Annotated in this window: 15 protein-coding genes; 4 read left to right on the top strand and 11 right to left on the bottom strand. The window is 70.0% G+C overall.

The window, feature by feature from the left end; translation table 11 throughout:
• Positions 1 to 302: 302 nt before the first annotated feature.
• Positions 303 to 881 carry a hypothetical protein gene (locus D7X32_RS18670; protein WP_120603916.1) on the top strand — a complete coding sequence of 193 codons (579 nt, stop codon included), beginning with the start codon at positions 303 to 305 and terminating at the stop codon, positions 879 to 881.
• A gap of 157 nt (positions 882 to 1,038) precedes the next feature.
• Positions 1,039 to 1,797, top strand: a complete 759-nt coding sequence (locus tag D7X32_RS18665) for a hypothetical protein (protein ID WP_147450187.1) — start codon at positions 1,039 to 1,041, stop codon at positions 1,795 to 1,797.
• Between the two features lie 22 nt (positions 1,798 to 1,819).
• Here D7X32_RS18665 and D7X32_RS18660 read toward each other — a convergent pair whose 3' ends face one another.
• Positions 1,820 to 2,572, bottom strand: a complete 753-nt coding sequence (locus D7X32_RS18660; protein WP_120603914.1) for a ferritin-like domain-containing protein — start codon at positions 2,570 to 2,572, stop codon at positions 1,820 to 1,822.
• A 108-nt stretch (positions 2,573 to 2,680) separates the two neighbouring features.
• Positions 2,681 to 3,619: an AraC family transcriptional regulator gene (locus tag D7X32_RS18655; protein WP_120603913.1), complete on the bottom strand. Its 939-nt coding sequence runs from the start codon at positions 3,617 to 3,619 to the stop codon at positions 2,681 to 2,683.
• A gap of 154 nt (positions 3,620 to 3,773) precedes the next feature.
• On the opposite strand from D7X32_RS18655, the gene D7X32_RS18650 reads away from it, so the two are divergent.
• Positions 3,774 to 4,514 carry an SDR family oxidoreductase gene (locus D7X32_RS18650; RefSeq protein WP_120603912.1) on the top strand — a complete coding sequence of 247 codons (741 nt, stop codon included), beginning with the start codon at positions 3,774 to 3,776 and terminating at the stop codon, positions 4,512 to 4,514.
• 88 nt (positions 4,515 to 4,602) lie between these two features.
• Positions 4,603 to 5,811, top strand: a complete 1,209-nt coding sequence (locus D7X32_RS46270) for a hypothetical protein (RefSeq protein WP_208752465.1) — start codon at positions 4,603 to 4,605, stop codon at positions 5,809 to 5,811.
• A gap of 51 nt (positions 5,812 to 5,862) precedes the next feature.
• On the opposite strand, the gene D7X32_RS18640 is transcribed toward D7X32_RS46270, so the two are convergent.
• The 9 genes from D7X32_RS18640 to D7X32_RS18600 form a co-directional block, all read right to left on the bottom strand.
• A complete protein-coding gene (locus D7X32_RS18640; RefSeq protein ID WP_120603911.1) occupies positions 5,863 to 9,330 on the bottom strand; it encodes a methylmalonyl-CoA mutase family protein in 3,468 nt (1,155 codons plus the stop codon).
• A gap of 75 nt (positions 9,331 to 9,405) precedes the next feature.
• A complete protein-coding gene (gene meaB, locus D7X32_RS18635; protein ID WP_120603910.1) occupies positions 9,406 to 10,389 on the bottom strand; it encodes a methylmalonyl Co-A mutase-associated GTPase MeaB in 984 nt (327 codons plus the stop codon).
• Complete coding sequence (gene scpA, locus D7X32_RS18630; protein WP_120603909.1) at positions 10,386 to 12,572, bottom strand: methylmalonyl-CoA mutase; 2,187 nt, start codon at positions 12,570 to 12,572, stop codon at positions 10,386 to 10,388. The genes meaB and scpA overlap by 4 nt, the downstream gene beginning before the upstream one ends.
• Positions 12,572 to 14,455 carry a methylmalonyl-CoA mutase family protein gene (locus tag D7X32_RS18625; RefSeq protein WP_120603908.1) on the bottom strand — a complete coding sequence of 628 codons (1,884 nt, stop codon included), beginning with the start codon at positions 14,453 to 14,455 and terminating at the stop codon, positions 12,572 to 12,574. Before D7X32_RS18625 ends, scpA begins: the two co-directional genes overlap by 1 nt.
• Before the next feature lie 113 nt (positions 14,456 to 14,568).
• Positions 14,569 to 16,980 (bottom strand): arylsulfatase, encoded by a 2,412-nt coding sequence (locus D7X32_RS18620; protein ID WP_120603907.1) that lies wholly within the window; start codon positions 16,978 to 16,980, stop codon positions 14,569 to 14,571.
• A gap of 71 nt (positions 16,981 to 17,051) precedes the next feature.
• Positions 17,052 to 18,491: an efflux transporter outer membrane subunit gene (locus D7X32_RS18615; RefSeq protein ID WP_120603906.1), complete on the bottom strand. Its 1,440-nt coding sequence runs from the start codon at positions 18,489 to 18,491 to the stop codon at positions 17,052 to 17,054.
• A gap of 21 nt (positions 18,492 to 18,512) precedes the next feature.
• Complete coding sequence (locus D7X32_RS18610) at positions 18,513 to 21,614, bottom strand: multidrug efflux RND transporter permease subunit (protein ID WP_120603905.1); 3,102 nt, start codon at positions 21,612 to 21,614, stop codon at positions 18,513 to 18,515.
• Positions 21,611 to 24,715, bottom strand: a complete 3,105-nt coding sequence (locus D7X32_RS18605; RefSeq protein ID WP_120603904.1) for a multidrug efflux RND transporter permease subunit — start codon at positions 24,713 to 24,715, stop codon at positions 21,611 to 21,613. Before D7X32_RS18605 ends, D7X32_RS18610 begins: the two co-directional genes overlap by 4 nt.
• Positions 24,716 to 26,068 (bottom strand): MdtA/MuxA family multidrug efflux RND transporter periplasmic adaptor subunit, encoded by a 1,353-nt coding sequence (locus tag D7X32_RS18600; protein ID WP_158625708.1) that lies wholly within the window; start codon positions 26,066 to 26,068, stop codon positions 24,716 to 24,718.
• Positions 26,069 to 26,220 lie beyond the last annotated feature (152 nt).

Genomic DNA, 26,220 nt, shown 5'->3' with positions numbered 1-26,220 from the left:
ATTCCTTCCACCATCGAGTCGAGGTACTCGCGCAACTCCTCATCGAGTCGCTTCAGCGTCCGCCGGTCCATCACGACCGTAGATCATGATCGACCGGCAGCTTCAACAACCGACTAAGTGGTACTAGGCCTAGGGCCGCTTCGTCTACCGCTACGAGGACGGCGGCGAGCTGACGTGCACCTTCAACATCACGGACCGGTCCTACACCGACGACAGTGATTGGGGCGGCGGTGGCGGCGGGGGCTGGGACGACGATGATGACGACGACTGAGCGGGGCGGCCGGGACTGATAGTCTCAAGCCATGGGCGTCCACGACTACCGATGCAGCGTCTGCGGTCCTCCCTCGTCGTTCGTGTGCGGTGAGAAGACCGGCAAGGAGTGCGAGGAGGAGGGCATTGGCAATGACCAGGCCATCCTGGACCTGTTCTTCTTCGCCGCCGGCGAGGCGCCCGAGGATGCCGACGCCTTCGAGGCTGCCCGGAGCCGCGCCCGGCGCACGCAGACGCAGGTCTTTGGCTACGACTGGGGGGACTGGGAGTTCGTCCCCAGCCTCAACTACCGGCAGCTGCTCATGGATGACGACGACGCCACGGGCGTCTGGCGCATCGAACCGTACGAAGAGGACCTGAGCGACGGCAGCCCCGTCTCGCTGGAGATTCCAGGGGACGAGCGCGTCTGGGTGGTCAACTACTGTCCCAACTGCCATCCGCTGTTCGCGGAAGGGAAGACGCCCGCGGACGAGCCCTGCCTGGAATACCTCCGCGTCGTCGCCGAGAACCTGGAGCTGGACTTCGACGGCGTGAAGGGGAGCGCGGACAAGCCGGGCTTCATCGCCACCGTGCGGGAGCGCGTCGCCCGAAGGCGGCCCGTGTCGCGCTGAAGTGGCCTCGCCTGCTGTCCGGGCAGCCGTCTTTGTGTCTCAGGCCCATGTGGTCGGCAGGCAGGCAGGGGGCGCAGCTCCTCCCGCCACAACGCGGCGCTCCGCCGGTCCCTAGGTTGAACCCATGGCGGAGCAGTACCGCCGGGGGAGATCCGGGATGCGGGACGTGAAGGCCGTCGGGCTGGCGATGCTCGTGCTCATGGGGGGCGGAGGCTGTGGTGCCATCGCGCGCGACATGGCGAAGCAGGGCACCGAGGGCGCCCTGGAGTCCATCCAGGAGCAGAAGACGCGGATGACCGCCGAGGAGCAGGCCAGGGAGGACGCCGTGGTCCGCCACGAGGCGGAGCAGGTCGGGCGCGGGATGCTCGATGCCGTCACCCGTCCGGAGACGCCGCCCACCGCGCCGGGTGACGTGCCGCCGGGGGGACCGGTGGCCCAGACGCAGGGTGGAGCCTTGGGGACCGCTTCGGGCGGTGCGGGCATCGGGGGCTCGGGGATGATGGGGACCTACTCCTCGACGCTGGCTTCGCAGGTCGCGAAGGGGCTGAGCGCGGAGCTGGAGCGTCAGCTGGGGCCGGAGGGGGAAGGGCCGCTGGGCCAGAGCCTGTCCGCCACCGCGGGCCGGATGGCGACCCGCCTGGTGGAGCAGTCCCGCCAGGAGCTGGGCTCCGTCTTTCCCGAGTGCGAGGGACGCCAGGGCGCCGAGGCCGTGGCCTGCCGGGACGCGGCGCTGACGCGGTGGGGCGGCGCCTTCAGCCAGGGGGTTGCCGGAGGACTGGTGCGCTCGTTCCAGCCGTGGCTCCTGGGGATGGCTTTCGGCGGCGGGCTGCTGGTGGGGATGCTGGTGTTCCTGAGCCTCTCCGTGGCCCGGCTGCGCCGGGAGGCCGAGCCCCTGCGGCAGCGCCGGCACGCCTGAGGCCCGCGCCTCCGGCATCACGTCAGCCGGCGGAGACCCGCGTGCCGGTGACGCGGACATCGTCCGGGAGGTTGGCGACCCAGTCGGTGACCTCCTCCAGGTGGAGCGTCTCCTCGCGCATGACGTCGCGGAAGGCGCCCACCAGGTCGGGCGGTCCCAGCTCCTGGGCCAGGTCCACGAGCATCGCCCAGCCGGCGTTGTTGAGGATTTCGGAGATGAGGACCGCGCGCAGCGCGTCCTGGAGCGTGGCGCACGGGTCGTCCACGGCCCGGAGCAGCCCATGGGTCCGCGAGTCCGCGCCGTCCCCGTGCGCCGTCAGCTGGGGCGCGTCCACCCCGAGCCGGTAGATGCACTCGCGGATGAGGTTCAGGTGGTCCAGCTCCTGGTTGTGCAGCTCCACCAGCCGCTCCGGCGTGGGGCCTCCGGGGTAGCTGCCCAGGGCATGCGTCTTCACCAGCAGGCCCGCGTAGAGCCTTGAGCTGATCCGCTCGAAGGCGAGCCGCTCCCGCAGCTGGGCGACGAAGAGCAGGGGCGTGGGGCCGTCCACGGCCTGGAGCGCGTGGCCCATCACCTCCTTGAAGTCCGGCAGGTGCAGCTCGCCCAGGTGCCCCGCGATGCGCATGAGGTGCACGCGCAGGAACCTCACGGCGCTTCCCGTGGGGGGCAGGGCGGAGTCCCGGAACGGCTCCTCGCGGGCCACCTGCTCCAGCTCCTCGGAAGTGAGCCGTGTCGCCGTGTGCTTCAGCCCCCAGTCACCACCTTCACCAGAAGACATCGCGACCCTCCCTTGGGGCATGCCCTCCGGAGCGATGGCGGATGCCAGGGCCCGGAAGGGGGCACAACGTGGAAACGATGTGCCGGGTCCGCCATCGGCCCTGGGGGACTAGCGCGCCGCCGCCGGGGCGGAAGCGAGGGACTCGCGCAGCCTCGCGATGTCACGCGAGGGTGGGGCACCGAACATCCGGCTGTACTCGCGGCTGAACTGGGACGGGCTCTCGTAGCCCACGGAGTGGCCGGCCATCGCCGCGTCCATGGCCTGCGCCAGCATCAGGCGGCGGGCCTCCTGCAGCCGCAGCTGCTTCTGGTACTGCAGCGGGCTCATCGCGGTGACGGACTTGAAGTGGTGGTGGAGCGCGGACGGGCTCATGTGGACGGCGCGCGCCAGCCGTTCGATGCGCAGCGGCGCGGCGTAGTGTTCCTTGAGCCAGTGGATGGCGCGGGTGACGGAGTCCCGTCGGCTGTCCGCCACGGCGATGCGCCGCAGCCGTTCGGAGTTCTCGCCGGACAGCAGGCGGTAGAGGATTTCGCGGATGATGAGCGGCGCCAGCACGGGGATGTCGCGAGGCGTGTCCAGGAGCCGCACCAGCCGCGCCGTCGCGTCCAGCAGCGGCGCGCCCACGGGCCCCAGGGCCAGGCCCCGGACCATGTCCGTGGGGCCGGCCGCTTCCAGCTCCGCCTCCATCATCAGGCTGCCCAACTGCCCGGGCTCCAGATCCAACCGGAAGCACAGGTAGGGCGCGGCGGGCGAGGCCTCCACCACCTGCCCCGTGACGGGCAGGTCCACCGACGCGACGAGGCACTGGTCCGGGCCATAGACATACAGCTCGTCACCCAGGAGCACCTGCTTGCGGCCCCGCGCCACGATGCACAGCGCCGGTTCGTGCAGCGCGTGCAGTGGCGTGGTGGGCCGGGAGGCGCGGATGAGCACCACGCGGGGGATGGCGGTGGCGTGGATGCCGTCCGTGGGGGTGTGGCGCTCCAGGAGGGTCGCCAGCTCGGACAGGTGCGGGCTGAGGGCGGAGTCGGGGCGGGCGGTCGGCATGCACGCCAGTTCTAACCCTGCCCGGCAACGGGTGCTCGTGCAGGAATGGGCAAGAGTCCGCGAGCATCCGGATACCGCCGTCCCCACGCTCCTTGAGAGGGTGAAGTCATCCCCGGCGCCCTTCCGCGCCGGGCCTTCGAACGAGGACAGGACGATGACGACGGACATCCAGGGCAAGGTGGTGGCCATCACCGGAGCGAGCAGTGGCATTGGCGAGGCGACGGCCCGCCTGCTCGCCGGGCAGGGCGCGAAGGTGGTGCTGGGCGCGCGCCGGACGGACCGGCTGGAGACGCTGACGGGCGAACTCCGGGCCAAGGGCGGAGAAGCGCGCTTCCGGGCATTGGACGTGACGAAGCGCGAGGACGTGGACGCGTTCGTGGCCTTCACGCTGAAGGAGTACGGGCGGCTGGACGTGCTCATCAACAACGCGGGCGTGATGCCGCTGTCCAAGCTGGAGGAGCTGAAGCTGGACGAGTGGAACCGGATGATCGATGTGAACATCCGGGGCGTGCTGCACGGCATCGCGGCGGGGCTGCCGGTGATGAAGCGCCAGAAGGCGGGGCAGTTCATCAACCTGTCTTCCATTGGCGGGCACGCGGTGAGCCCGACGGCGGCGGTGTACTGCGCCACGAAGTTCGCGGTGATGGCCATCTCCGAAGGGCTGCGCCAGGAGGTGGGCGCGGACATCCGCGTGACGGTGATTTCGCCGGGAGTCACCACGTCGGAGCTGGCGGAGAGCATCAGCGACCCGGCGTCGCGTGAGTACATGCGCGAGTTCCGCAAGGACGCCATTCCGGCGGACGCCATCGCCCGCGCCATCAGCTACGCCATCAGCCAGCCCGCGGACGTGGATGTGAGTGAAATCATCATCCGCCCCACGTCGAGCCCGTACTGAGAGTGGATTGGCGGAATGTCAGACGTCGCATAGGGTGGGCCTCCTCTTCGAGGGGGAGCCCATCCTGAAACGTCCTCTGTCTGCCTTCATGCTCGGCGCCTGTCTGTTCGCGCTGGGCGCTTGCGATTCCAACTCCAACCCCACGCCTGACGCGGGACCCGGCGTGGACGCCGGGACCGATGCCGGCTCCGACCCGGATGCCGGTACGGACGCGGGTTCGACGGTCGTCATCCCGGAGGGCCATACGCTGCTGACGCCGTCCGCGACGGAGGTCCACAGCGTCCCGTGGGAAGGCGTGGAGGCGCCGCTCCGGTTCGCCTTCGTGGCCCAGGCCGGGCGCCACTACGACCTCATCGTCGAGGCCGGTAGCGATGGCTACATCCTGGAGATGCGGGACGGGGCAGGGAAGTCGCTCGACTACGGCATCCCGAACCAGGGCGTCAGCTACACCCCCCATGCGTGGCATTGGTCCGGGCTCACGGGGGGCTCCGTCCATACGGTAGAGGTCTTGTGGTTCTCCATGTACTCCGAGGTCCCCGTGGCGCCCTTCTCCTTCCGCTTCGTGGACATGGGGCCGGATGACCACGGCGACCTGTTCGCCACGGCGACGCCCTGGACTCCCTTGGAGCAGGTCCTGGTGGGGTCCGGTGAGCACTGGGGCGAGCGGGACCTGCTCTCCTTCCAGACCGTGGCGGGCAACGTCTACGCGCTCGACTGCGTCTTCCCCACGCCGTACTGGGAGCTCTCCATCCTCAACGCTCGCGGGCAGCGCTACGGCATCACGGACAACGCCACCTTCGAGGAGACCCATGCAGCCACGGCCTTCAAGGCTCCGGGGGGCGTGTTCTACGCATCCATCAAGGATCAGAAGGACAACAGCTCCACCCAGCCGTACACCTGTGGCTTGAAGGACATGGGAGCGGAGGACCACGGGAACACCGTGGAGACCGCCACCGCGCTCGCGATGGGCACGGCATCCGTGCAGGCGAAGATTGAAATGCTCGGGGACACGGATGTCTTCTCCCTGGGCGTCCTGGCCGGCCACTACTACCGGGTGACCTGCACCATCGACGGCAAGAAGCAATGCGAGGTCCGGAACGCCGTACCGGGCGGCGAGTTCACCAGCGCGCCGGGTGACCGCACGAGGACAACCTTCAGGGCATCGCAGGCCACGCACTTCGTGAGCGTGACCAGTGCCCCGATTGTCCCGACGCTTTGGGTGGAAGGGCACTACACCCTCCAGTTCGAAGACCTGGGCGTAGTGGACCCCGGCGGCACCCTGGCCACGGCCCCCTGATGAACCCGCGCCGCGGTCCCGGGACACCTGCCCGGGACCTCGGCGTTAGCCTCACATGTTGCGCCGGTACTGCCCGCCTACCTCGTACAGCGCGCGGGACAGCTGGCCCAGCGTGCACACCTTGCACGCGTCCATCAGCGCGCCGAACACGTTGCCGTTGTCCAGGGCCGCGCGGCGCACCGCCTCCAGCGCTTCGGGCGCCGTCTTCGCGTTGCGCTTCCAGAAGGCGTCACGCGCGGTGATGGCGTAGTCCTTCTCATCCTTCGTCGCGCGAATCACTTCCGGCGGCGTCACGGTGGGGGAACCCTTCGGATCCAGGAAGGTGTTCACGCCGATGATGGGCAGCGTGCCGTCGTGCTTCTGCATCTCGTAGTAGAGCGACTCCTCCTGGATCTTGGAGCGCTGGTACATGCGCTCCATCGCGCCCAGCACGCCGCCGCGCTCGGAGATGGCACGGAACTCGTTGAGCACCGCCGCCTCCACCAGGTCCGTCAGCTCCTCGATGATGAACGAGCCCTGGTTGGGGTTCTCGTTCTTCGACAGGCCGAACTCCTTGTTGATGACCAGCTGGATGGCCAGCGCCCGCCGCACGCTCTCCTCCGTGGGCGTGGTGATGGCCTCGTCGTAGGCGTTCGTGTGCAACGAATTGCAGTTGTCGTTGAGCGCCAGCAACGCCTGCAGCGTGGTGCGGATGTCGTTGAAGGCAATCTCCTGCGCGTGCAGGGAACGGCCGGACGTCTGGATGTGATACTTCAGCTTCTGCGACCGGTCGTTGCCGCCGTACTTGTCCCGGATGGCCTTGGCCCAGATGCGGCGGGCCACGCGCCCCAGCACCGCGTATTCGGGGTCCATGCCGTTGGAGAAGAAGAACGACAGGTTGGGCGCGAAGTCGTCGATGTGCATCCCGCGCGACAGGTAGTACTCGACGAAGGTGAAGCCGTTGGCCAGCGTGAAGGCCAGCTGGGAGATGGGGTTCGCCCCGGCTTCCGCGATGTGGTACCCGGAAATCGACACCGAGTAGAAGTTCCGCACCTTCTGGTCGATGAAGTACTGCTGGATGTCGCCCATCACCCGCAGGGCGAACTCCGTGGAGAAGATGCAGGTGTTCTGCGCCTGGTCCTCCTTGAGGATGTCCGCCTGCACCGTGCCGCGCACCGCCTGCAACGTGGACGCGCGGATCTTCGCGTAGACGTCCGCCGGCAGCACCTCGTCACCCGACACGCCCAGCAGCAGCAGCCCCAGCCCGTCGTTGCCCTGGGGCAGCTCGCCCTGGTAGCGCGGACGCGGCAGGCCGCGCTCCTTGTAGAGCGCGTCGATGCGCTTCTCGACCTCGTCCACCTTGCCGTTCGCGCGGATCCACTTCTCGCACTGCTGATCCACCGCGGCGTTGAGGAAGAAGCCCAGCAGCATGGGCGCCGGGCCGTTGATGGTCATGGACACGGACGTGGACGGATCCGCCAGGTCGAAGCCGGAGTAGAGCTTCTTCGCGTCGTCCACGTTCGCGATGGACACGCCCGAGTTGCCCACCTTGCCGTAGATGTCCGGCCGGTGGTCCGGGTCCTCGCCGTACAGCGTCACCGAGTCGAACGCCGTGGACAGGCGCTTCGCCGGCAGGCCGCGCGACACGTAGTGGAAGCGCTTGTTGGTGCGCTCCGGGCCGCCCTCGCCCGCGAACATGCGGGCGGGGTCCTCGCCCTCGCGCTTGAGCGGGAAGACGCCCGCGGTGAACGGGAAGGCGCCCGGCGCGTTCTCCCGCAGCAGCCACGTCAGGATGTCGCCCCAGTCCTCATACTTGGGCAGGGCAATCTTCGGCACGCGCAGGTGGGAGAGCGTCTCGCTGATGAGGTCCAGCTCGATGACCTTGTCGCGCACCTGGAACTGGTACTTGGACGCGGCGTAGCGCTTCTTCGTCGCCGGCCACTCGGCCAGCAGGCGCCGGCAGTCCGCGTGCAGGCGGCTCTCCAGGTCCTGGTACAGCGCCACCAGGTCGCCCAGGTACGCGGGCTCGCCCTCCACGCGCTCGGTCACCTGCACCACGTCGGTGGCGTCCTTCGGTTCGACGATCTCCAGCTTCTTCTTGCCCACGTTCTGGCGCAGGGCCTGGATGGTGCCGTGCAGCTGGTACATGCGCCGGGCGATGGCGGCCTGGGCGCGCACGAAGCCGTCGTAGGACTCGCAGGCTTCGACGATCTCCGCCAGGTAGCGCGTGCGCTCCGGGGGGATGATCCACTTCTTCTCGCTCATGCCGGGCGTGAGGGAGAAGCGGCTGTCCAGCGTCGCGCCCGTCTTCTTCACCAGCGCGTCGATGATGGCCCGGTAGAGCGTGTTCATGCCCGGGTCGTTGAACTGTGACGCGATGGTGCCGTACACGGGCACCGCGTCCTCGGCCAGGGTGAAGGCGTTGTGGTTGCGCTTCCACTGCTTGCGCACGTCGCGCAGCGCGTCCAGCGAGCCGCGCTTGTCGAACTTGTTGATGGCGATGACGTCCGCGAAGTCGAGCATGTCGATCTTCTCGAGCTGCGTCGCCGCGCCGTACTCGGCGGTCATCACGTAGAGCGCCACGTCCGAGTGCTCGGTGATTTCCGTGTCCGACTGGCCGATGCCGGAGGTCTCCACCACGATGAGGTCGAAGCCCGCCGCCTTGCAGACCTCGATGGAGTGGGCGACATGCCGGGACAGGGCCAGGTTGCTCTGGCGGGTGGCCATCGAGCGCATGTAGACGCGCGGGTTGTCGATGGCGTTCATGCGGATGCGGTCGCCCAGGAGCGCGCCGCCGGACTTGCGCTTGGACGGATCCACGGAGAGCACCGCGAGCGTCTTGTCCGGGAAGTCCGCCAGGAAGCGGCGCACCAGCTCGTCCACCAGGCTGGACTTGCCGGCGCCACCCGTGCCGGTGATGCCCAGCACGGGCACCCGAGGGGCCTGCACGCTGGCGGCCTGGAGCGCGGTGCGCAGCTCCTCGCCGGCCTCCGCGAAGTTCTCCGCGATGGTGATGAGCGACGCGATGCGGTCCGGCTCGCGCGGCAGCGGCTGCTTCAAGAGGCCCTTGTAGTCGGCTGGGCGCTTCTCGAAGTCACACTGGGAGATGAGGTCGTCGATCATCCCCTGCAGGCCCATGGCGCGGCCGTCGTCCGGGGAATAGATGCGCGCGACACCGTACTGGTGCAGCTCTTCAATCTCCGTGGGGAGGATGGTGCCGCCGCCACCGCCGAAGACCTTGATGTTCGCGCCGCGCTCGCGCAGCAGGTCGATCATGTACTTGAAGTACTCGACGTGGCCGCCCTGGTAGGACGTGAGGGCGATGCCCTGGGCGTCCTCCTGGATGGCGCAGTCGACAATCTCCGCCACGGACCGGTTGTGGCCCAGGTGGATGATCTCCGCGCCGGAGGACTGCATCAGGCGGCGCATCACGTTGATGGCCGCGTCGTGTCCGTCAAACAGGCTGGCGGCCGTGACGATGCGGACGTGGTGGCGGGGCCGGTACGGCTGGGGAGCGGTGGTCGGTTGGGGGTGTCGCACGAGCGTACACTAGGAGTGCGGTGCAGGCCCGGCAAGCGATTGAGACAGGCGTTGGCCTTTGGACGACGCGCCTTGTCAGGCCTGCGATTGCGGCAGGAACGCGCCCAACACACGCAGTGCGGCGGAGGTGGGCGTCGCGCGCCCTTCGCGTACGGCCTGCTCCAACACCGGCACCAGGGCGGCCACTTCGGGGTGCGCCCGCAAGGCTGCTCGCAGGCCGTCGTGCACCATGGCCCACATCCAGCCCACCTGCTGCTGGGTGCGCCGGTGCAGCAATTCGCCGGAGGCCTCGCGCTTCGCGACGGCTTCCTCCACGGAGGCCCACAGCGTGTCGATGCCGGTGCCCTCCATGGCGCTGCACGTGGTGACCACTGGCTCCGCGCCGGGGCGCATCAGGTGCAGGGCGGCGCGGTACTCCGCGCGGGCCCGCGTGGCGCGTGGCAGGTTGTCGCCGTCCGCCTTGTTGATGGCGACCATGTCCGCGACTTCCAGGATGCCGCGCTTGATGCCCTGAAGTTCGTCACCGGCGCCCGCGAGCATCAGCACCAGGTAGAAGTCCACCAGGTCCGCGACCACCGTCTCGGACTGGCCCACGCCCACCGTCTCCACCAGCACCACGTCGAAGCCCGCGGCCTCGCAGAGCAGCAGCGTCTCCCGCGTCTTGCGCGCGACGCCGCCCAGCGTGCCGCTGGAGGGGCTGGGGCGGATGTACGCGGACAGCTCGCGCGCCAGCCGGTACATGCGCGTCTTGTCGCCCAGGATGCTGCCGCCCGTCACGCTGCTGGACGGGTCGATGGCGAGCACCGCCACCTTGTGGCCGCTGCCCACCAGGTGCATGCCCAGCGCGTCGATGAAGGTGCTCTTGCCCACGCCTGGCACGCCGCTGATGCCCACGCGGCGGCTCTTGCCGGTGTAGGGCAACAGCCGGGTGAGGACCTCCTGCGCGAGCGCGGCGTGGCGCGGGTGCTCGCTCTCCACCAGCGTGATGGCGCGCGCGAGCACCGCCCTGTCGCCCGCGCGCACGCCGTCCACGTAGGTGTCCGCGGGCAGCAGCTTCACGCCGCCTCCTGCTCGGCGGCCAGCTTGTCGAGCAGCTCGATGGCGGCCTTCGCGATGACGGTGCCCGGGCCGAAGATGGCGGCGGCGCCCGCGGCGCGCAGCGCGTCGTAGTCCTGCGGCGGGATGACGCCGCCCACCACGACCATGATGTCCTCGCGGCCCAGGGCCTTGAGGGCGTGCTTGAGCTGCGGCACCAGCGTGAGGTGACCCGCGGCCAGGGAGGACGCACCCACCACGTGCACGTCGTTCTCCACCGCCTGGCGCGCGGACTCCTCCGGCGTCTGGAACAGCGGCCCGATGTCCACATCGAAGCCCAGGTCCGCGAACGCGGTGGCGATGACCTTCTGCCCGCGGTCGTGGCCGTCCTGGCCCATCTTCGCGATGAGGATGCGCGGCCGGCGGCCGAAGCGCGCCAGGAAGTCATCCGCCTTCGCCCGCGCCTCGGCAATGCCCTGCGCCTGTCCCGCTTCCGCTGAGTACACGCCCGTCACCCCGCGCACGGTGGCCTCGTAGCGCCCGAAGACCTTCTCCAGTGCGTCGCTGATTTCGCCCACGGTGGCCTTCGCCCGCGCCGCGTCGATGGCGAGCGCCAGCAGGTTGCCCTCGTTGCGCCGGCCCGCTTCGGTGAGCGCGTCCAGGCGGCGGCGGACCTCTTCCGCGTTGCGCTCCGCGCGCAGCTCGCGCAGGCGGGCAATCTGCGCCTCGCGCACGGCGGAGTTGTCCACCTTGAGGATTTCAATGTTGTCCGCGCGCTCCGGCGGATACTTGTTCACGCCGATGATGGCCTGGCGTCCGGAGTCGATGCGCGCCTGCGTGCGCGCGGCGGCCTCTTCGATGCGCAGCTTGGGCAGGCCCGCTTCAATGGCCTTGGTCATGCCGCCCAGCGCCTCCACTTCCTGGATGTGGCCCCAGGCCTTCTGCGCCAGCTCGTGGGTGAGGCGCTCCACGTAGTAGCTGCCGCCCCACGGGTCGATGACGCGCGTGGTGCCGCTCTCCAGCTGGAGGTAGAGCTGGGTGTTGCGGGCGATGCGCGCGCTGAAGTCCGTGGGCAGCGCGATGGCTTCGTCCAGCGAGTTGGTGTGCAGGCTCTGCGTGTGGCCCTGCGTCGCGGCCATGGCCTCCACGCAGGTGCGCACGACGTTGTTGTAGACGTCCTGCGCGGTGAGGCTCCAGCCGGACGTCTGGCAATGCGTGCGCAGCGCCAGGCTCTTGTCGCTCTTGGGCTGGAAGCCCTTGATGAGGCGGGCCCAGAGGAGGCGGGCCGCGCGCATCTTGGCCACCTCCATGAAGAAGTTCATTCCAATGGCCCAGAAGAACGACAGGCGCGGGGCGAACGCGTCCACGCCCAGGCCCGCGGCGAGGCCCGCGCGCACGTACTCCACTCCGTCCGCGAGCGTGTAGCCCAGCTCCAGGTCCTGCGTCGCACCGGCCTCCTGCATGTGGTAGCCGCTGATGCTGATGCTGTTGAAGCGCGGCATCCGCTCCGCCGTGAACTTGAAGATGTCCCCGATGATCCGCATCGAGGGACCGGGCGGATAGATGTACGTGTTGCGGACCATGAACTCCTTGAGGATGTCGTTCTGGATGGTCCCGCTGAGCTGCTCGGGCTTCACGCCCTGTTCCTCGGCCGCGACCACGTAGAGCGCGAGCACGGGGAGGACGGCGCCGTTCATCGTCATCGACACGCTCATCTGGTCGAGCGGGATGCGGTCGAACAGGATGCGCATGTCCTTGATGGAGTCGATGGCGACGCCCGCCATGCCCACGTCGCCCGCGACGCGCGGGTGGTCGCTGTCGTAGCCCCGGTGCGTGGCCAGGTCGAACGCGATGGACAGGCCCTTCTGCCCGGCCGCGAGGTTGCGGCGGTAGAAGGCGTTGGACGCCTCCGCCGTGGAGAAGCCCGCGTACTGGCGCACCGTCCACGGCTGCTGCACGTACATGGTGGAGTAAGGGCCGCGCACGAACGGCGGCAGGCCCGGCAGCGAGCCCAGGTGCGCCACGCCCTCCAGGTCATCCCGGGTGTAGAGCGGCTTCACCGGGATGCCCTCGGGTGTGTCCCAGCGTTCGGCGGAGGCCGTGGCCTCGCTCGCGAGCGCGCGCTGCTGCTCCAGCACGGGGGCGGGCGTCTGGGTTTCAGGGGCGTCGAAGGCGACGCGGGAGAAGTCCGGAACGGTGGGGCGCATCAGGCCACTCCCAGTTGCGTGTGCAGCGTCTTCAGGAGCTGGAACAGGTCCGCTCCCGCGTAGAGGAAGAGGTCCACGCCGGCCGCGCGGAAGGCGGCCTCGTGTTCACCGGGGCGGCCCGCGACGGCGACCGTGCGGGCGCCCTTCGCCTTGAGGGCCGCGACATAGACGGGCACGGCCTCCGGATAGAGCGCGTCCGGGCCGGAGAGGATGGCGAGCGTCGTGCCCGCCTTCGCGAACAGCTCCGCGGCGGCGTTCACGTCCGCGAAGCCGTGGTGCTCGTCGGCCTCGATGCCGCCCACGGCGAGCACGTTGGCGATCCACATGGAGCGCGCGGTGTGCTCCGCCACGGTGCCCAGGTTCGCCATGAAGGCGCGCGGGCGGGCGCCGTGCGCCGCGTGGTAGCGGTCGCTCGCGTCGCGCAGGGACTCGAAGGCCTCCGCCACGCGGACGGGCCGAGGCGGCGCGATGATGCCTTCACCCTGCGCGGGTGTGGCGGCGCGGGCTTCTCGCTGTACGGGGGCTTCGTGGAGGTGGGGGAACTCGCTGACGCCCACGATGGGGAGCTTGCGCGTGCGCACGGCCTTGTCGCGCGCGGTGCGCGTCTCCGTGAGGACGCGGGCCACGTCGCCCTGCGCGATGGCGCGGGAGATGCCGCCCAGCGCTTCGATGCGCTGGAGCTCCGTCCAGGCCGCGCGGGCGAACTCGCCGGTGAGCTGCTCCAGGTAGTAGCTGCCGCCCGCGGGATCCGCGACGCGGTTGAGGCTGGACTCGTCGCGCAGGATGAGCTGCGTGTTGCGCGCGAGGCGCCGCCCCAGCTCGTCCGGCGTGCCCAGGGGCTCGTCGAAGGGAGAGGTGCTCACGCTGTCCGCGCCCGCCACGACGGCGGCGAAGGACTCCGCGGTGCCGCGCAGGATGTTCACCCACGGGTCGCGCCGTGTCTTGGTGGCGCTGGCGGTGCGCGCGTGCAGCGCCATGGCCTGCGACTCCGGCGCGCCGCCCGAAGCGGCGACGACCTTGGACCAGAGCAGCCGCGCCGCGCGCAGCTTTGCAATCTCCGGGAAGAACTGGCCGCCCACGGACAGCGCGAACTGCATGGACCGCGCGGTCTCGCTGGGGGACACGCCCGCGCGCTCCAGCTCGCGCAGGTACTCCACGCCGGTGGCGATGCTCCACGCCAGCTCATGCACGGACGTGGCGCCCGCGTCCGCCCAGGGGCGCGACGACACGAGCAGCGAGCGCAGGCCCGGCGCGTCCTTGAGCAGCGACGTGACGATGGGCGCGGCCTCCGCCAGCGTCCGGGCCACGTCCACCTTCGAGGCGCCGTGGCGCGCGAGCGCGGCGATGGGGTCGATGCCCAGGCTGCCGCGCAGGGCCTGCTTCGCGGCGCCGGCCTTCTTCGCCAGCAGTTCCAGCAGCAGGGAGGCGGGACGGAGCACGTCCGCGGTCGGCTCCAGGTGCACCGGCGTGCGGTCCAGGGGCACATGCGCGAGCAGGCGCTCCAGTGTGGCCTCGTCCTTCACCTCCAGGCCGTGCGGCGCGTCCAGGAGCAGCCACACGCCCTGCGTGCCGCGCTCCAGGTCGTCGCGGAGCGCCTCCGCGGTCACGGCCACGTCAGGGCCCGCGTACTCCTGGCACAGGAGCCAGCCGCCCTCGGTGTGGCCCAGGGGTTGGGTGCCGCGCACGTAGGGCGCGACGCCGGGCGGTTCGGAGGGCGCCGGGGCGTCCTGGGGCGTGTAGAGGGGCTGGAGGGACAGGCCGCCTTCCAGGGGCGACTGGAGCACCGTGAAGGGCTTGCCCTTGAGGTCCTTGTCCACCAGCCGGCGCCACTCCTCGACGGAAGGGGGCGGGAACTCCGCTGCGGTAAGAGGCACGTCAGCCATGCCCCTCCCATAGGCGCATTGCCCGCCCCGGGGCAATGGGAGGCTGATGGGGCCTGCATGCGGGCGTCCGCCCGGTGTCCCCGAGCGGACGCGCCGTGTCATGCGACGTGCGCCTACTGCCGCAGCATCTCGTGCTGGAAGCGCCCCTCGGCCTTCTTCGCCGGGTCCTGCGCGTCCGGGTGGAGGTCCGGCTTGAGGTCGAAGTCCACGCGCAGCACACGGCCGGTGAAGCGGGCGTTGGACGCGTACTCGGGGCTCACCGCCGTGCCCTTGTCGCAGCCCAGGTCGAAGGTCTCGTCCATGGAGTACCCCACGGGCACGGTCCTCGGAATCACGCCCTCCGCCACGAGCTTCCCGTCGACGTAGAGGCGGCCGGTGCCGCCCGCGCCGTAGGGCTCGGGGCCGGTCTTCTCGAACGCGTAGCGCAGCAGGTGCTTGCCGGGCGTGAGCGCCGCCTTGCCCCGGAGGTACGTGTACTCAGGCCCGGGGAAGTTGTAGCAGAACACCGGCACGCCCTTCTGGAGGTACAGCGTCCACCCCGCGGACGTGCCTCCGAGCGCGACGATGGGGCCCTGCGCTTCGCCCGCGGGCACCTCCACCTCCGCGGTCATCTCCCAGGAGCGGTTCTTGGTGTCCGGCCCGGAGAACTCCTGGATGCGCACGGTGCCCTCGTAGAAGGTCATCCGCTCGCGGTGCGCGTAGAGGCCCTGTCGTCCCAGCGCGCGGATCTGGAACCGGTCATCCAGCGGCAGCACCTGGTAGCGGCCGGCTTCCGCCCACCACAGGCTGACGAGCTCGATGCACTTCTTCACCATCGGGTCGTCCAGGTTGGCCCGGTCGCGTCCCTTCATCAGGTCGTTGGACTCGGTGGGGTCCTCGCTCAGGTTGTAGAGCTCCCAGTGGTCCTCGTCGAAGCTCCACTTCGCCGCGTTCTCCCACGGCTTGCGCCCGTGGTACGTCACGACCTTCCAGCCGTAGTGGTACAGGCCGCGGTTGCCCAGCATCTCGAAGTACTGGGTGGCGTGGTTGGACGGCGCCTGCGCGTCGTTGAACGAGTACGTCATCCCGTAGCCCTCGACGGGCTCCTGCTGCACGGTGTTGATGAAGCGCGGCGCTTCAATGCCAATCGCCTCCAGGATGGTGGGCACGATGTCGATGACGTGGTGGTACTGCGTGCGCAGCTCGCCCTTCGCTTCAATGCCGCGAGGCCAGTGGACGATGAGCGGGTTCCGCACGCCGCCGAAGTGCGTGTACTGCTTGCACAGCTGGAAGGGCGCGTTGCCCGCCATGGCCCAGCCCACGGGGTAGTGGTTGTAGGAGCCCGGCTGGCCGAACTGATCAATCCGCGCCAGGTTCTGCGCCACCGTCTCCTGGACGTTGTTCGCGACGGACTGTTCGTTGAACAAGCCCGTGAGCGTGCCTTCGCCGGAGGAGCCGTTGTCCCCGATGAAGACGAAGACGAGCGTGTTGTCGAGCTGCCCCGTGCGCTCCAGGAACTCCATCAAGCGGCCAAGCTGTGCGTCGGCGTGTTCGACGAAGCCCGCGTAGATCTCCGCCATGCGCGCGAACAGGCGCTTCTCATCCGCCGACAGTGAGTCCCACGACGGGAGGCCTTCCAGCATGGGGGCGAGCTTCGCGTCCTGGGGGAAGATGCCCAGCTCCTTCTGCCGCGCCAGCACCTGTTCGCGGTACGCGTCCCAGCCCATGTCGAACTGGCCCTTGTACTTGTCCACCCATTCGGGCGCGACGTGGTGCGGGGCGTGCGCGCAGCCCAGCGCCAACCACGTCAGCCACGGCTTCGCCGGGTCCGCCGAGTGGTGCTGGGAGATCCAGCTGATGGCGCGGTCCACCAGGTCCTCGGACAGGTGGTAGCCCTCTTCCGGCGTGCGCGGCGGATCCACGGCCTCGCGGTCCAGGAAGAGCTTCGGGTTCCACTGGTCGCAGTCCCCGCCGAGGAAGCCGTAGAAGCGGTCGAACCCGAAGACGGGCCCGGTGGGCCACCGGTCATAGGGTCCGGCGATGGAGGTCTCCTCCGACGGCGTGTTGTGCCACTTGCCGATGCAGTAGCTGGTGTAGCCGTGCTGGTGGAGCATGGCGGGCACGCCGGCCTTGTCCTGCGGCTGACGGCCGTTGTACCCGGGGAAGCCGGTGGCCAGCTCGGTGATGTTGGCCATGCCCACGGAGTGGTGGTTGCGGCCGGTGATGAGGCACGAGCGCGTGGGGGAACAGAGCGCCGTGGTGGTGAAGTGCGTGTAGCGCAAGCCCTGCTGCGCCAGCTTCATCATGGCGGGCGTGCGGATCTTCCCGCCGAAGGGTTCGCACCAGCCATAGCCGACGTCATCCAGGATGACGTAGAGGATGTTCGGCGCGTCCCTGGGCGCGGTGGGGGGCATGGGGAAGGCGGGCTCGGAGTCCTCCCACGTCCTGCCGACACGGCCCGGGAAGCGCTCACCTTCCCGGTAGGTCTTCACCGCCTCCGTCTTCACCCCCGCCCCGTTCCCCTTCTTGCGCTGACCCTTGCTCATCGTGTCCTCCGGAGTTTGTTCGGAGGAAGATGGAGGGACCTGCCCTTGCGGACATCCGCCTGCTGGGAGGTTCAGTCGGCCGGGCGCGGGGGCGTGTTCCAGTCTCCTCCCAGCGCCTTGATGAGTCCCACCGCGGCCACCATCCGCCGTCCGGCGATGCTCGCCAGGGTCTGCTCGGCGGAGTAGAGCGTGGCCTGTGCGGTGACGACCTGCAGGTAGGTCACCGTGCCGGCCTTGTACTGGTTCGTCACGACCTCCAGCGTCTGCCGCGCGTAGACGACCGCCTCCTGCTGGATGCCGACCTCCTGCTCCAGCACGCGCAGCGAGACGAGGTTGTCCTCCACGTCCTGGAACGCGGCCAGCACCGTGGCCCGGTAGTTGGCGACGGACTGGTCGTAGGCGGCGCGGGCCTGCTCCGTCCTCGCCGCGCGCAGCCCGCCGTCGAAGAGGGTCGCCACCAGCTGCGGGCCCAGCGACCAGACCAGGTGGGGGGCCGTCAGCCACTGCGCCAGCGTGGAGCTGACGAAGCCTCCGGACGCGCTCAGGTTGAGGGAGGGAAACCACGCGGCGATGGCCACGCCGATCTGCTCGTTCGCGGCGGCGGCCCGGCGCTCCGCCGCGGCGATGTCCGGCCGGCGCTCCAGGAGCGTGGAGGGGAACTCCAGCGGCAGGGGCGGAGGCGTCGCGGTCAGCGGCGCGCGCGACACGGAGAAGGTGGACGCGGGCTCACCCACGAGGACCGCGATGGCGTGCTCGTAGGTGGCCCGCGCGATTTCATTCTCCGTCGCGGAAGCCTTCGCCAGGGCCAGCTGCGTCTGGGCCTGGAGCACGTCCGGCCTCGCCGCCACGCCCTGGGCGTAGCGGTTCTGGGTGAGCTGGAGGGACTTCTCGTAGCCAGTGACCGCGTCGTTCAGCAGCAGCTGCGCGGCGTCCAGCGCGCGCAGCTGGAAGTAGTTCTGCGCGAGCAGTCCCTGGGCGGCCAGCTTCGCGTTGTCCAGGTCGGAGCCCGCGGTCTGCGCGGAGGCCTTCGCCCCGGAGACCTGGCGGCGCACGCTGCCCCAGAGGTCCGGCTCCCAGGACGCGTCCAGCGACAGGTCGAGGATGTTGCCCACCGTGCTGGTGCCCGCGTTGACGCCGCCCGGGGTGTTGGTGCTGCGGCCGGCGCCCTTCGCCCGCGACGCCGACCCGGAGGCGCCCAGGGTGGGGAACAGCGACGCGCGGGCCTCCGACACCAGGGCGCGGGCCCCGCGGTAGGCGGCCTCGTAGCTGGCCACCGTCTGGTTGGCGCGCGCGACCTTCTCCTCCAGCGCGTCCAGCTCCGCGTCCCCGAAGCGCTTCCACCAGGGGCCCCGGTCATGTCTGTCATTGGGCTCGGCGGGCTTCCAGCCCTCCGCGGCCTCCTTGAAACGCGCGGGCACCACGGCCGTGGGGCGCCGGTAGTCCGGGCCCACCGCGCACGCGGACAGGAAACCCAGGGCGAGCAGGGGAACGGCATGGAAGCGAAGGCGCATCGTCGGCTCCAGGTCCTGGCCTCAGGCCCTGCCGGGCCTGCGGGGCGCGAAGCGGCGCGCGCGCCACTCGCGGACACGCCGGCCCATGCGGTCCAGGGTCATGTAGATGACCGGGGTGGTGTAGAGCGTCAGCAGCTGGCTGACGCACAGCCCTCCCGCGATGGCGATGCCCAGCGGCCGGCGCAGCTCGGAGCCCACCCCGGTGCCCAGCGCCAGCGGCAGCGCGCCCAGGAGCGCCGCCATCGTCGTCATCAGGATGGGGCGCAACCGCAGCCGCGCGGCGTGGAAGATGGCGTCGCGCGAACCCAGCTGGCCCTCGCGCTCCGACACCAGCGCGAAGTCGATCATCATGATGGCGTTCTTCTTCACGATGCCGATGAGCAGGATGATGCCGATGAGGGCGATGATGGACAGGTCCAGCTTGAACAGCAGCAGGGCCAGCAGCGCGCCCACGCCCGCGGACGGCAGGGTGGACAGGATGGTGATGGGGTGGATGAGGCTTTCGTAGAGGATGCCCAGCACGATGTAGACGGCGAACAGGGCCGCGGCGATGAGCATGGGTTCGGAGGCCAGCGAGGCCTGGAACGCCTGGGCGGTGCCGCTGAAGCTGCCATGCACCTCCGCCGGAAGGCCCATGTCGCGCACGGCTGTCTCTATCTCCGTGACGACGGGCCCCAGTGACGTCCCCGGGCCCAGGTTGAAGGACACCGTCGCGGACGGGAACTGGCCCTGGTGGTTGACGGACAAGAGCGTGCTCGCGTCCGCGAAGCTGGCGAACGCCGACAGCGGCACCTGCTGACCTGCCGCGCTCGTCATGTAGATGTGGCGCAGGCTCTCCGGCCGCTGCCAGAAGTCCGCCTGCACCACCATCACCACGTGGTACTGGTTGCGGCTGGTGTACAGGGTGGACACCTGCCGCTGGCCGAAGGCGTCGTACAGCACGCCGTCAATCTGCTGGGCCGTGAGGCCGAAGCGGGCCGCCGTGTCGTAGTCGATGACGATGTTGGTTTCGAGCCCGTGGTCGCGCTGGTCGCTGTTGACGTCCAGCATCCCGGGCACCCGCTGCAACCGCTCCAGCACCCGCGGCGCCCACGCGTTCAGCACCGGCAGCGTGTCCGAGGACAGGGTGTACTGGTACTGCGCATTGCCCTGCCGCCCGCCAATCACCAGGTCCTGCGCGGACTGGAGGTACACCGTGGCGCCGGGCACGGCCAGCAGCTTGCCCCGGAGCCGCCCGATGACGGCGTCCGCGGACAGCTTGCGCTCCTCCAGCGGCTTGAGCGTGATGAACAGCGTGCCCGCGTTGGAGGAGCCGCTGGGGCCGGAGCCGCCAATGGAGCCCGCCACGGCCTGGACGGCCGGGTCTTCGCCAATGAGGCGCACGAAGGTGGCGAACTTCTGGCGCATCGCCGCGAAGGAGATGTCCTGCTCCGCCTGGATGCTGGCGGTGAGCCGGCCGGTGTCCTGCTGCGGGAAGAACCCCTTGGGGATGACGACGAACAGGTAGCCGCTGAGCGCGATGGCGGCGAGGGTGAGCAGCAGCAGCACCCCCGGGTGCCCCAGGGACCACGACAGGCTGCGGGCATAGCCCGCGCTCAGCCGCGCGAAGGGTTGGAAGGAGGAGCGCTGGCGCCGGGGCTTCTTGGGCAAGAGCAGCCGGGCGCACATCGTGGGCGTCACGGTGAGCGACACCACCAGCGACATGAGGATGGCCACCGACAGCGTGATGGCGAACTCGCGGAACAGCCGGCCCACGATGCCCTGCATGAGCAGCAGGGGGATGAAGACGGCGATGAGGGAGATGCTCATCGACAGCACGGTGAAGCCGACCTCGCGCGCGCCGCGCAGCGCCGCCTCCATGGGGGACAGGCCCTCCTCGATGTGCCTTTCGATGTCCTCCAGCACCACGATGGCGTCATCCACCACGAAGCCGGTGGAGATGGTCAGCGCCATCATGGACAGGTTGTCCAGGCTGAACCCCAGGAGCTTCATCACCGCGAAGGTGCCCAGCAGCGACAGCGGCACGGCGACGCTGGGGATCAGCGTGGCGCGCAGGTTCCCCAGGAAGGCGAGCACCACCAGGATGACCAGCCCGATGGAGAGCAGCAGCGTCCTCTCCACGTCGTGCAGCGACGCGCGGATGGTGGTGGTGCGGTCCATCATCACCGTCAGGTCCACGTCCGCTGGCAGGATGGCCTTGAACTCGGGAAGCCGCGCCTGGAGCGCGTCCACCGTGTCGATGACGTTGGCCCCCGGCTCCTTGAAGATGATGAGGATGATGGCTTCCTTGCCGTTGGCGAGCCCCAGGCTGTGCACGTCCTCCACGTTGTCGTCGGTGACGCGGGCCACGTCCTGGAGCCGCACGGCGCCGGTGTTGGAGTAGGCGATGACGAGCGGCCGGTACTGCTCCGCGCGGACGATCTGATCATCCGCGGTGAGCACGTAGGCCCGGGGCCCGTCCTCCAGCTGGCCCTTGGGGCGGTTGGCGTTCTGCGCGCCCAGCGCGGTGCGGACCGCGTCCAGGCCCAGCCCGTACTTCTCCAGCGCGGTGGGGTTCACCTCCGCGCGCACGGCGGGCAGCGCGCCCCCGCCCACCAGCACCTGGCCCACGCCCGTCACCTGGGACACCTGCTGCTGGAGGAGGGTGGACCCCAGGTCGTAGAGCGCGCCGCGGCCCCGGTGGGGCGACGTGAGCGCCAGCAGCATGATGGGCGCGTCCGCGGGGTTCACCTTCCGGTAGGAGGGGTTGTTGGGCAGGTTCGTCGGCAGGTTGCCCCGGGCGGCGTTGATGGCGGCCTGGACGTCGCGCGCCGCCCCGTCGATGTTCCGCGACAGGTCGAACTGCACGACGATGCTGGTGGCGCCCAGGTTGCTGGACGACGTCATCTGGGTGATGCCCGCGATGCGGCCCAGCTGCCGCTCCAGCGGCGTGGCGACCGACGTGGCCATGATCTCCGGGCTCGCGCCCGGCAGGGCCGCCTGCACGCTGATGGTCGGGAACTCCACCTGGGGCAGCGGCGCGACAGGGAGGAGCTTGAAGGCCAGCGCCCCCACGAGCGCGATGCCCAGCGCCAGGAGCGACGTGGCCACCGGGCGCCGGATGAAGAGCGCGGAGGGGTTCATGCCGGGCTCCGCGGCGTCGCGGGGACGGGGTGCCGCCGCAGGTGCTGGACCCTGCGCGACAGGCTCGCGAAGCCCAGGTAGATGACCGGGGTGGTGAAGAGCGTCAGCAGCTGGCTGACCATCAACCCGCCGATGATGGCGATGCCCAGGGGCTGGCGCAGCTCCGCGCCAATGCCCCCGCCGAGCGCCAGGGGCACCGCGCCCAGCATGGACGCCATCGTGGTCATCAGGATGGGGCGGAAGCGCAGGAGGCACGCCTCGTGGATGGCGTCCCGGGGGGCCCTGCCCTCCAGGCGTTCGGCCTCCAGCGCGAAGTCGATCATCATGATGGCGTTCTTCATCACGATGCCGATGAGCAGGATGATGCCGATGAGGGCGATCATCCCCAGCTCCAGCCCGCACACCCTCAATGCCAGCAGCGCGCCCATGGCCGCGGACGGCAGCGTGGACAGGATGGTGAGCGGGTGGACGTAGGATTCATACAGCACGCCCAGCACCAGGTAGACGGCCACCACGGCCGCCAGCACGAGGAAGCCCTCGTGCTTGAGCGAGTCCTGGAACGTGCGCGCGGTGCCTTCGAAGGCGGTCTGCACGGAGGCGGGAATCTGGAGCTTCTCCCGCACCCCGTCGAAGGCGCTCACCGCCTGGGACAGGGACACGCCCGGCGCGGGGTTGAAGGAGACGTTGGCGACGGGGAACTGGTCCTGCCGGTTGACGCTGAGCGGCCCCGTCCCCGGCGTCACGTGGACGATGGACGCGAGGGGCACGGCGCCGCCGGTGGCGGACCGCAGGTAGACGGACCGCAGGGCGGTGTCCACGCGCTGGAGCGAGGGCGGCACCTCCAGCACCACGCGGTACTGGTTGAGCTGGGTGAAGATGGTGGACACCTGGCGCTGGCCGAAGGCGTCGTAGAGGGCGTCGTCGATCTGCTGGGGCGTGATGCCCAGCCGCGCGGCGGTGTCCCGGTCCAGGGTGATGTTGAGCCGCAGGCCGCCGTTCTGCAGGTCGCTGGAGACGTCCGTCAGTTCGGGCTGCTCGCGCAGGTGGGTGACGAGCCGTTGGGTCCAGGCCTCCAACGCCGCGTCGTCCGGGGAGCCGAGGCTGTACTGGTACTGGGTGCGGCTCACGCGGCTGTCCAGCGTGAGGTCCTGCACGGGTGACAGGGACAGGGAGATGCCGGGCACGCCGTCCAGCGCCGGCTGGAGGCGGCGGATGACCTCCGTGGCGGAGGCGTCCCGGTCCGCCAGCGGCTTGAGGGTGATGAGCATCCGGCCGCTGTTGGGCGTGGTGTTGGTGCCATCCACGCCGATGAACGACGACAGCCCCTCCACGGCCGGGTCCTCCAGCACCACCCGGGCCAGGGCCTGCTGCCGTTCGGACATGGCGGGGAAGGAGATGGACTGGGGCGCCAGGGAGATGCCCTGGAGCACGCCGGTGTCCTGGACGGGGAAGAAGCCCTTGGGGATGGTGTAGAGCAGCAGGCCCGTGAGCACGAGCGTCACCGCGGCGATGAGCATCGTCAGCGCGCGGTGGCCCAGCACCCACGTCAGCGCGACGTCGTAGTGGCCGACCACGCGGTCGAACGCGCCGCCCACGACGCGCTCGAAGCGGTTGGCCTCTTCCGGCCGGTGGCGGTGCAAGAGCCGCGAGCAGAGCATGGGCGTGAGGGTCAGGGACACGACCGCGGACAGCAGGATGGTCACGGCCAGGGTGATGGCGAACTCGCGGAACAAGCGCCCCACCACGTCCCCCATGAAGAGCAGGGGGATGAGCACGGCGATGAGCGACACCGTGAGGGAGATGATGGTGAAGCCGATCTGCTTGGAGCCCTTGAGCGCGGCCTCCATGGGCGGCATGCCGCCTTCGATGTAGCGGCTGATGTTCTCGATCATCACGATGGCGTCGTCGACGACGAAGCCCGCGGCGATGGTGAGCGCCATCAGGGTCAGGTTGTTGAGGGAGAAGCCCAGCATCGACATCGCGGCGAAGGTGCCCACCAGGGACAGCGGCACGGCGATGCTGGGGATGAAGGTGGCGGAGGCGTTGCGCAGGAAGAGGAAGATGACGAGCACGACGAGCGCGATGGAGAACATCAGGTCGTGCTGCACGTCGCGCACGGAGGCGCGGATGGTGGTGGTGCGGTCGCTGAGCACGGACACCTTCACCGTCGCGGGCAGGGTGGACTGCAACTGGGGCAGCAGCTTGCGGACGCTGTCCACGACGGCGATGACGTTGGCGCCCGGCTGGCGCTGCACGTTGAGGATGACGGCGGGCGTGGTGCCGGCCCAGGCGGCCTGCCGCACGTTCTCCGCGCCGTCGAAGACGTGCGCCACGTCGGACAGCCGCAGCGGGGCGCCGTCGCGGTAGGCGATGATCAGCGGGGCGTACTCCTCGCTCGACAGGCGCTGGTCGTTGGTGTCGAGGGTGTAGGCCTGGCGGGGACCGTCGAAGCCGCCCTTGGGGCTGTTCACGTTGGCGGCGGCGACGGCGGTGCGCACGTCCTCCAGCGTCAGGCCATGCGCGGCCAGCGCGAGCCCGTTGGCCTGGATGCGGACGGCGGGGCGCTGGCCGCCGCTGATGCTCACGAGTCCGACGCCCGTCAACTGGGAGAGCTTCTGCGCGATGCGCGTGTCCGCCAGGTCCTCCACCTGGGTGAGCGGCACGGTGTCGGAGGTGAGGGCCAGGGTGATGACCGGCGTGTCCGCGGGGTTGACCTTGTTGTAGATGGGCGGGTTGGGCAGGTCCGTGGGCAGCAGGTTGTTGGCGGCGTTGATGGCGGCCTGGACCTGCTGCTCCGCGATGTCCAGGCTCATCTCGAGCGTGAACTGGAGCGTGATGACGGACGCGCCGCTGGAGCTGGACGACGTCATCTGGTTGAGGCCGGGCATCTGCCCGAACTGCCGCTCCAGGGGCGCGGTGACCCCGGAGGCCACCACGTCCGGGCTCGCGCCCGGCTGGAAGGTGAGGACCTGGATGGTGGGGTAGTCCACCTCCGGCAGCGCGGACACGGGCAGCAGGCGGTACGACAGCACGCCCCCCAGCAGCAGGGCCAGCATCAGCAGGGACGTGGCGATGGGCCGCAGGATGAAGGGTTCGGACATTCAGCGCCCACCGTCCGTGGCACCCGGGCCGCCGTCGGTCCCCGCGGCTCCGCTGCCACCCACTCCGGGGCCCGTGCCCAGCGCGTGCTGGCGCCGGATGGCGGCTCCGTGGGTGAGGCTGTCCGCGCCCTCCACCACCACGGCCTCCCCCGGCCGCAGGCCCTGGGTGATGACGGTGTCGTCGCCGTCCGGCGGACCGGTCATCACCGCGCGCTGGCTGACGGTGTCGTTGGGCTGCGCGACGTAGACGAACGTCCCCTGGACGCCGTGCTGGAGCGCGGCGGTGGGCACGACCGTGGCAGCGCGCAGGGTGTCGATGATGAGCCGCGCGTTGACGAACTGCTGGGGGAACAGCCGCGAGTCGCGGTTGGGGAACGTCGCCTTGAGCCGCACGGTGCCGGTGTTGGGGTCGATCTGGTTGTCCACGGTGAGCAACGTGCCGGTGGACAGCAGGCGCTGGGCGCTACGGTCATAGGCCTGGACGACGAGGGGCTGGTGCGCGTCCAGCTTCGCCAGGATGTCCGGCACGCGGTCCTCCGGGATGGAGAAGATGACCGTGATGGGTTGCAGCGTGTTGACGATGACGATGCCGTTCGTGTCCGCGGCATGGACGATGTTGCCGGGGTCGACGAGCCGCAGACCGACGCGGCCGGGGACGGGCGAGGTGATGCGCGTGTAGAGGAGGTTGACCTCGGCGGCGGAGACCGCGCCCTTGTCTGCCTTCACGATGCCTTCGTACTGGCGCACCAGGGCGCGCTGGGTGTCCAGCTGCTGGCGCGCGACGGAGTCCTGCTCCACGAGGATGGTGTAGCGGCGCAGGTCCAGCCGGGCGTTCTCCAGGAGCGCCTCGTCGCGGATGAGCTGGCCACGGGCCTGCTCCAGCTGGCTCTGGTAGGGGCGCGGATCAAGCTCCGCCAGGAGGTCGCCTTCGCCGACGAGCTGGCCCTCCTGGAAGGCCACGCGCATGAGCTGTCCATCCACCCGGGAGTGCACGGCCACGGACGCGGTGGGGGTCACCGCGCCCAGACCCACGAGCGACACGGGCACGTCGCGCGTCGTCGCCTGGGCCGTCACCACGGGCTTCGGGCCGCGCGCGCCCGTGCCTCCATCCGCGCCGCCATGGCCACCGGCCGCCGTGGCTCCGGAGGGGTGGGGACGGTGGAGCCGCGCGGCGACGATGGCCGCGATGACCAGGCCCGCGAGCAGCAGGAGCCATCCCCAGCGGATGTGGCGGCGGGGGGGCGGCGCGTCCCCGGTGTCCACGGACGCCGCCTCGGACGCGTCATCCTCCGGGGGGAGCGGGGACGTCGCCTCGCGCGAGGCGTCCGGATCGGAAGGTGGGGGCGTGCTCATGAGGAGGGCCGCCGGGCAGGCCCGGAGGAGTGGGGGCTCCAACGTGCGACCGGGGGCACGGGCCCTCAACCCGCCTGGAGGGAAGGGCGGTTGCCCGCCAGCGGACATCCCCACCGGGGCCCAGGAGGGGCGCGTGCGATGGCGAACGGAGA

It is taken from the genome of Corallococcus carmarthensis (assembly GCF_003611695.1).
In the GTDB taxonomy this organism is placed as follows: domain Bacteria; phylum Myxococcota; class Myxococcia; order Myxococcales; family Myxococcaceae; genus Corallococcus; species Corallococcus carmarthensis.
The sequence above is the reverse complement of the archived record's forward strand: the minus strand, read 5'-3'. Positions and strand labels throughout refer to the sequence as shown.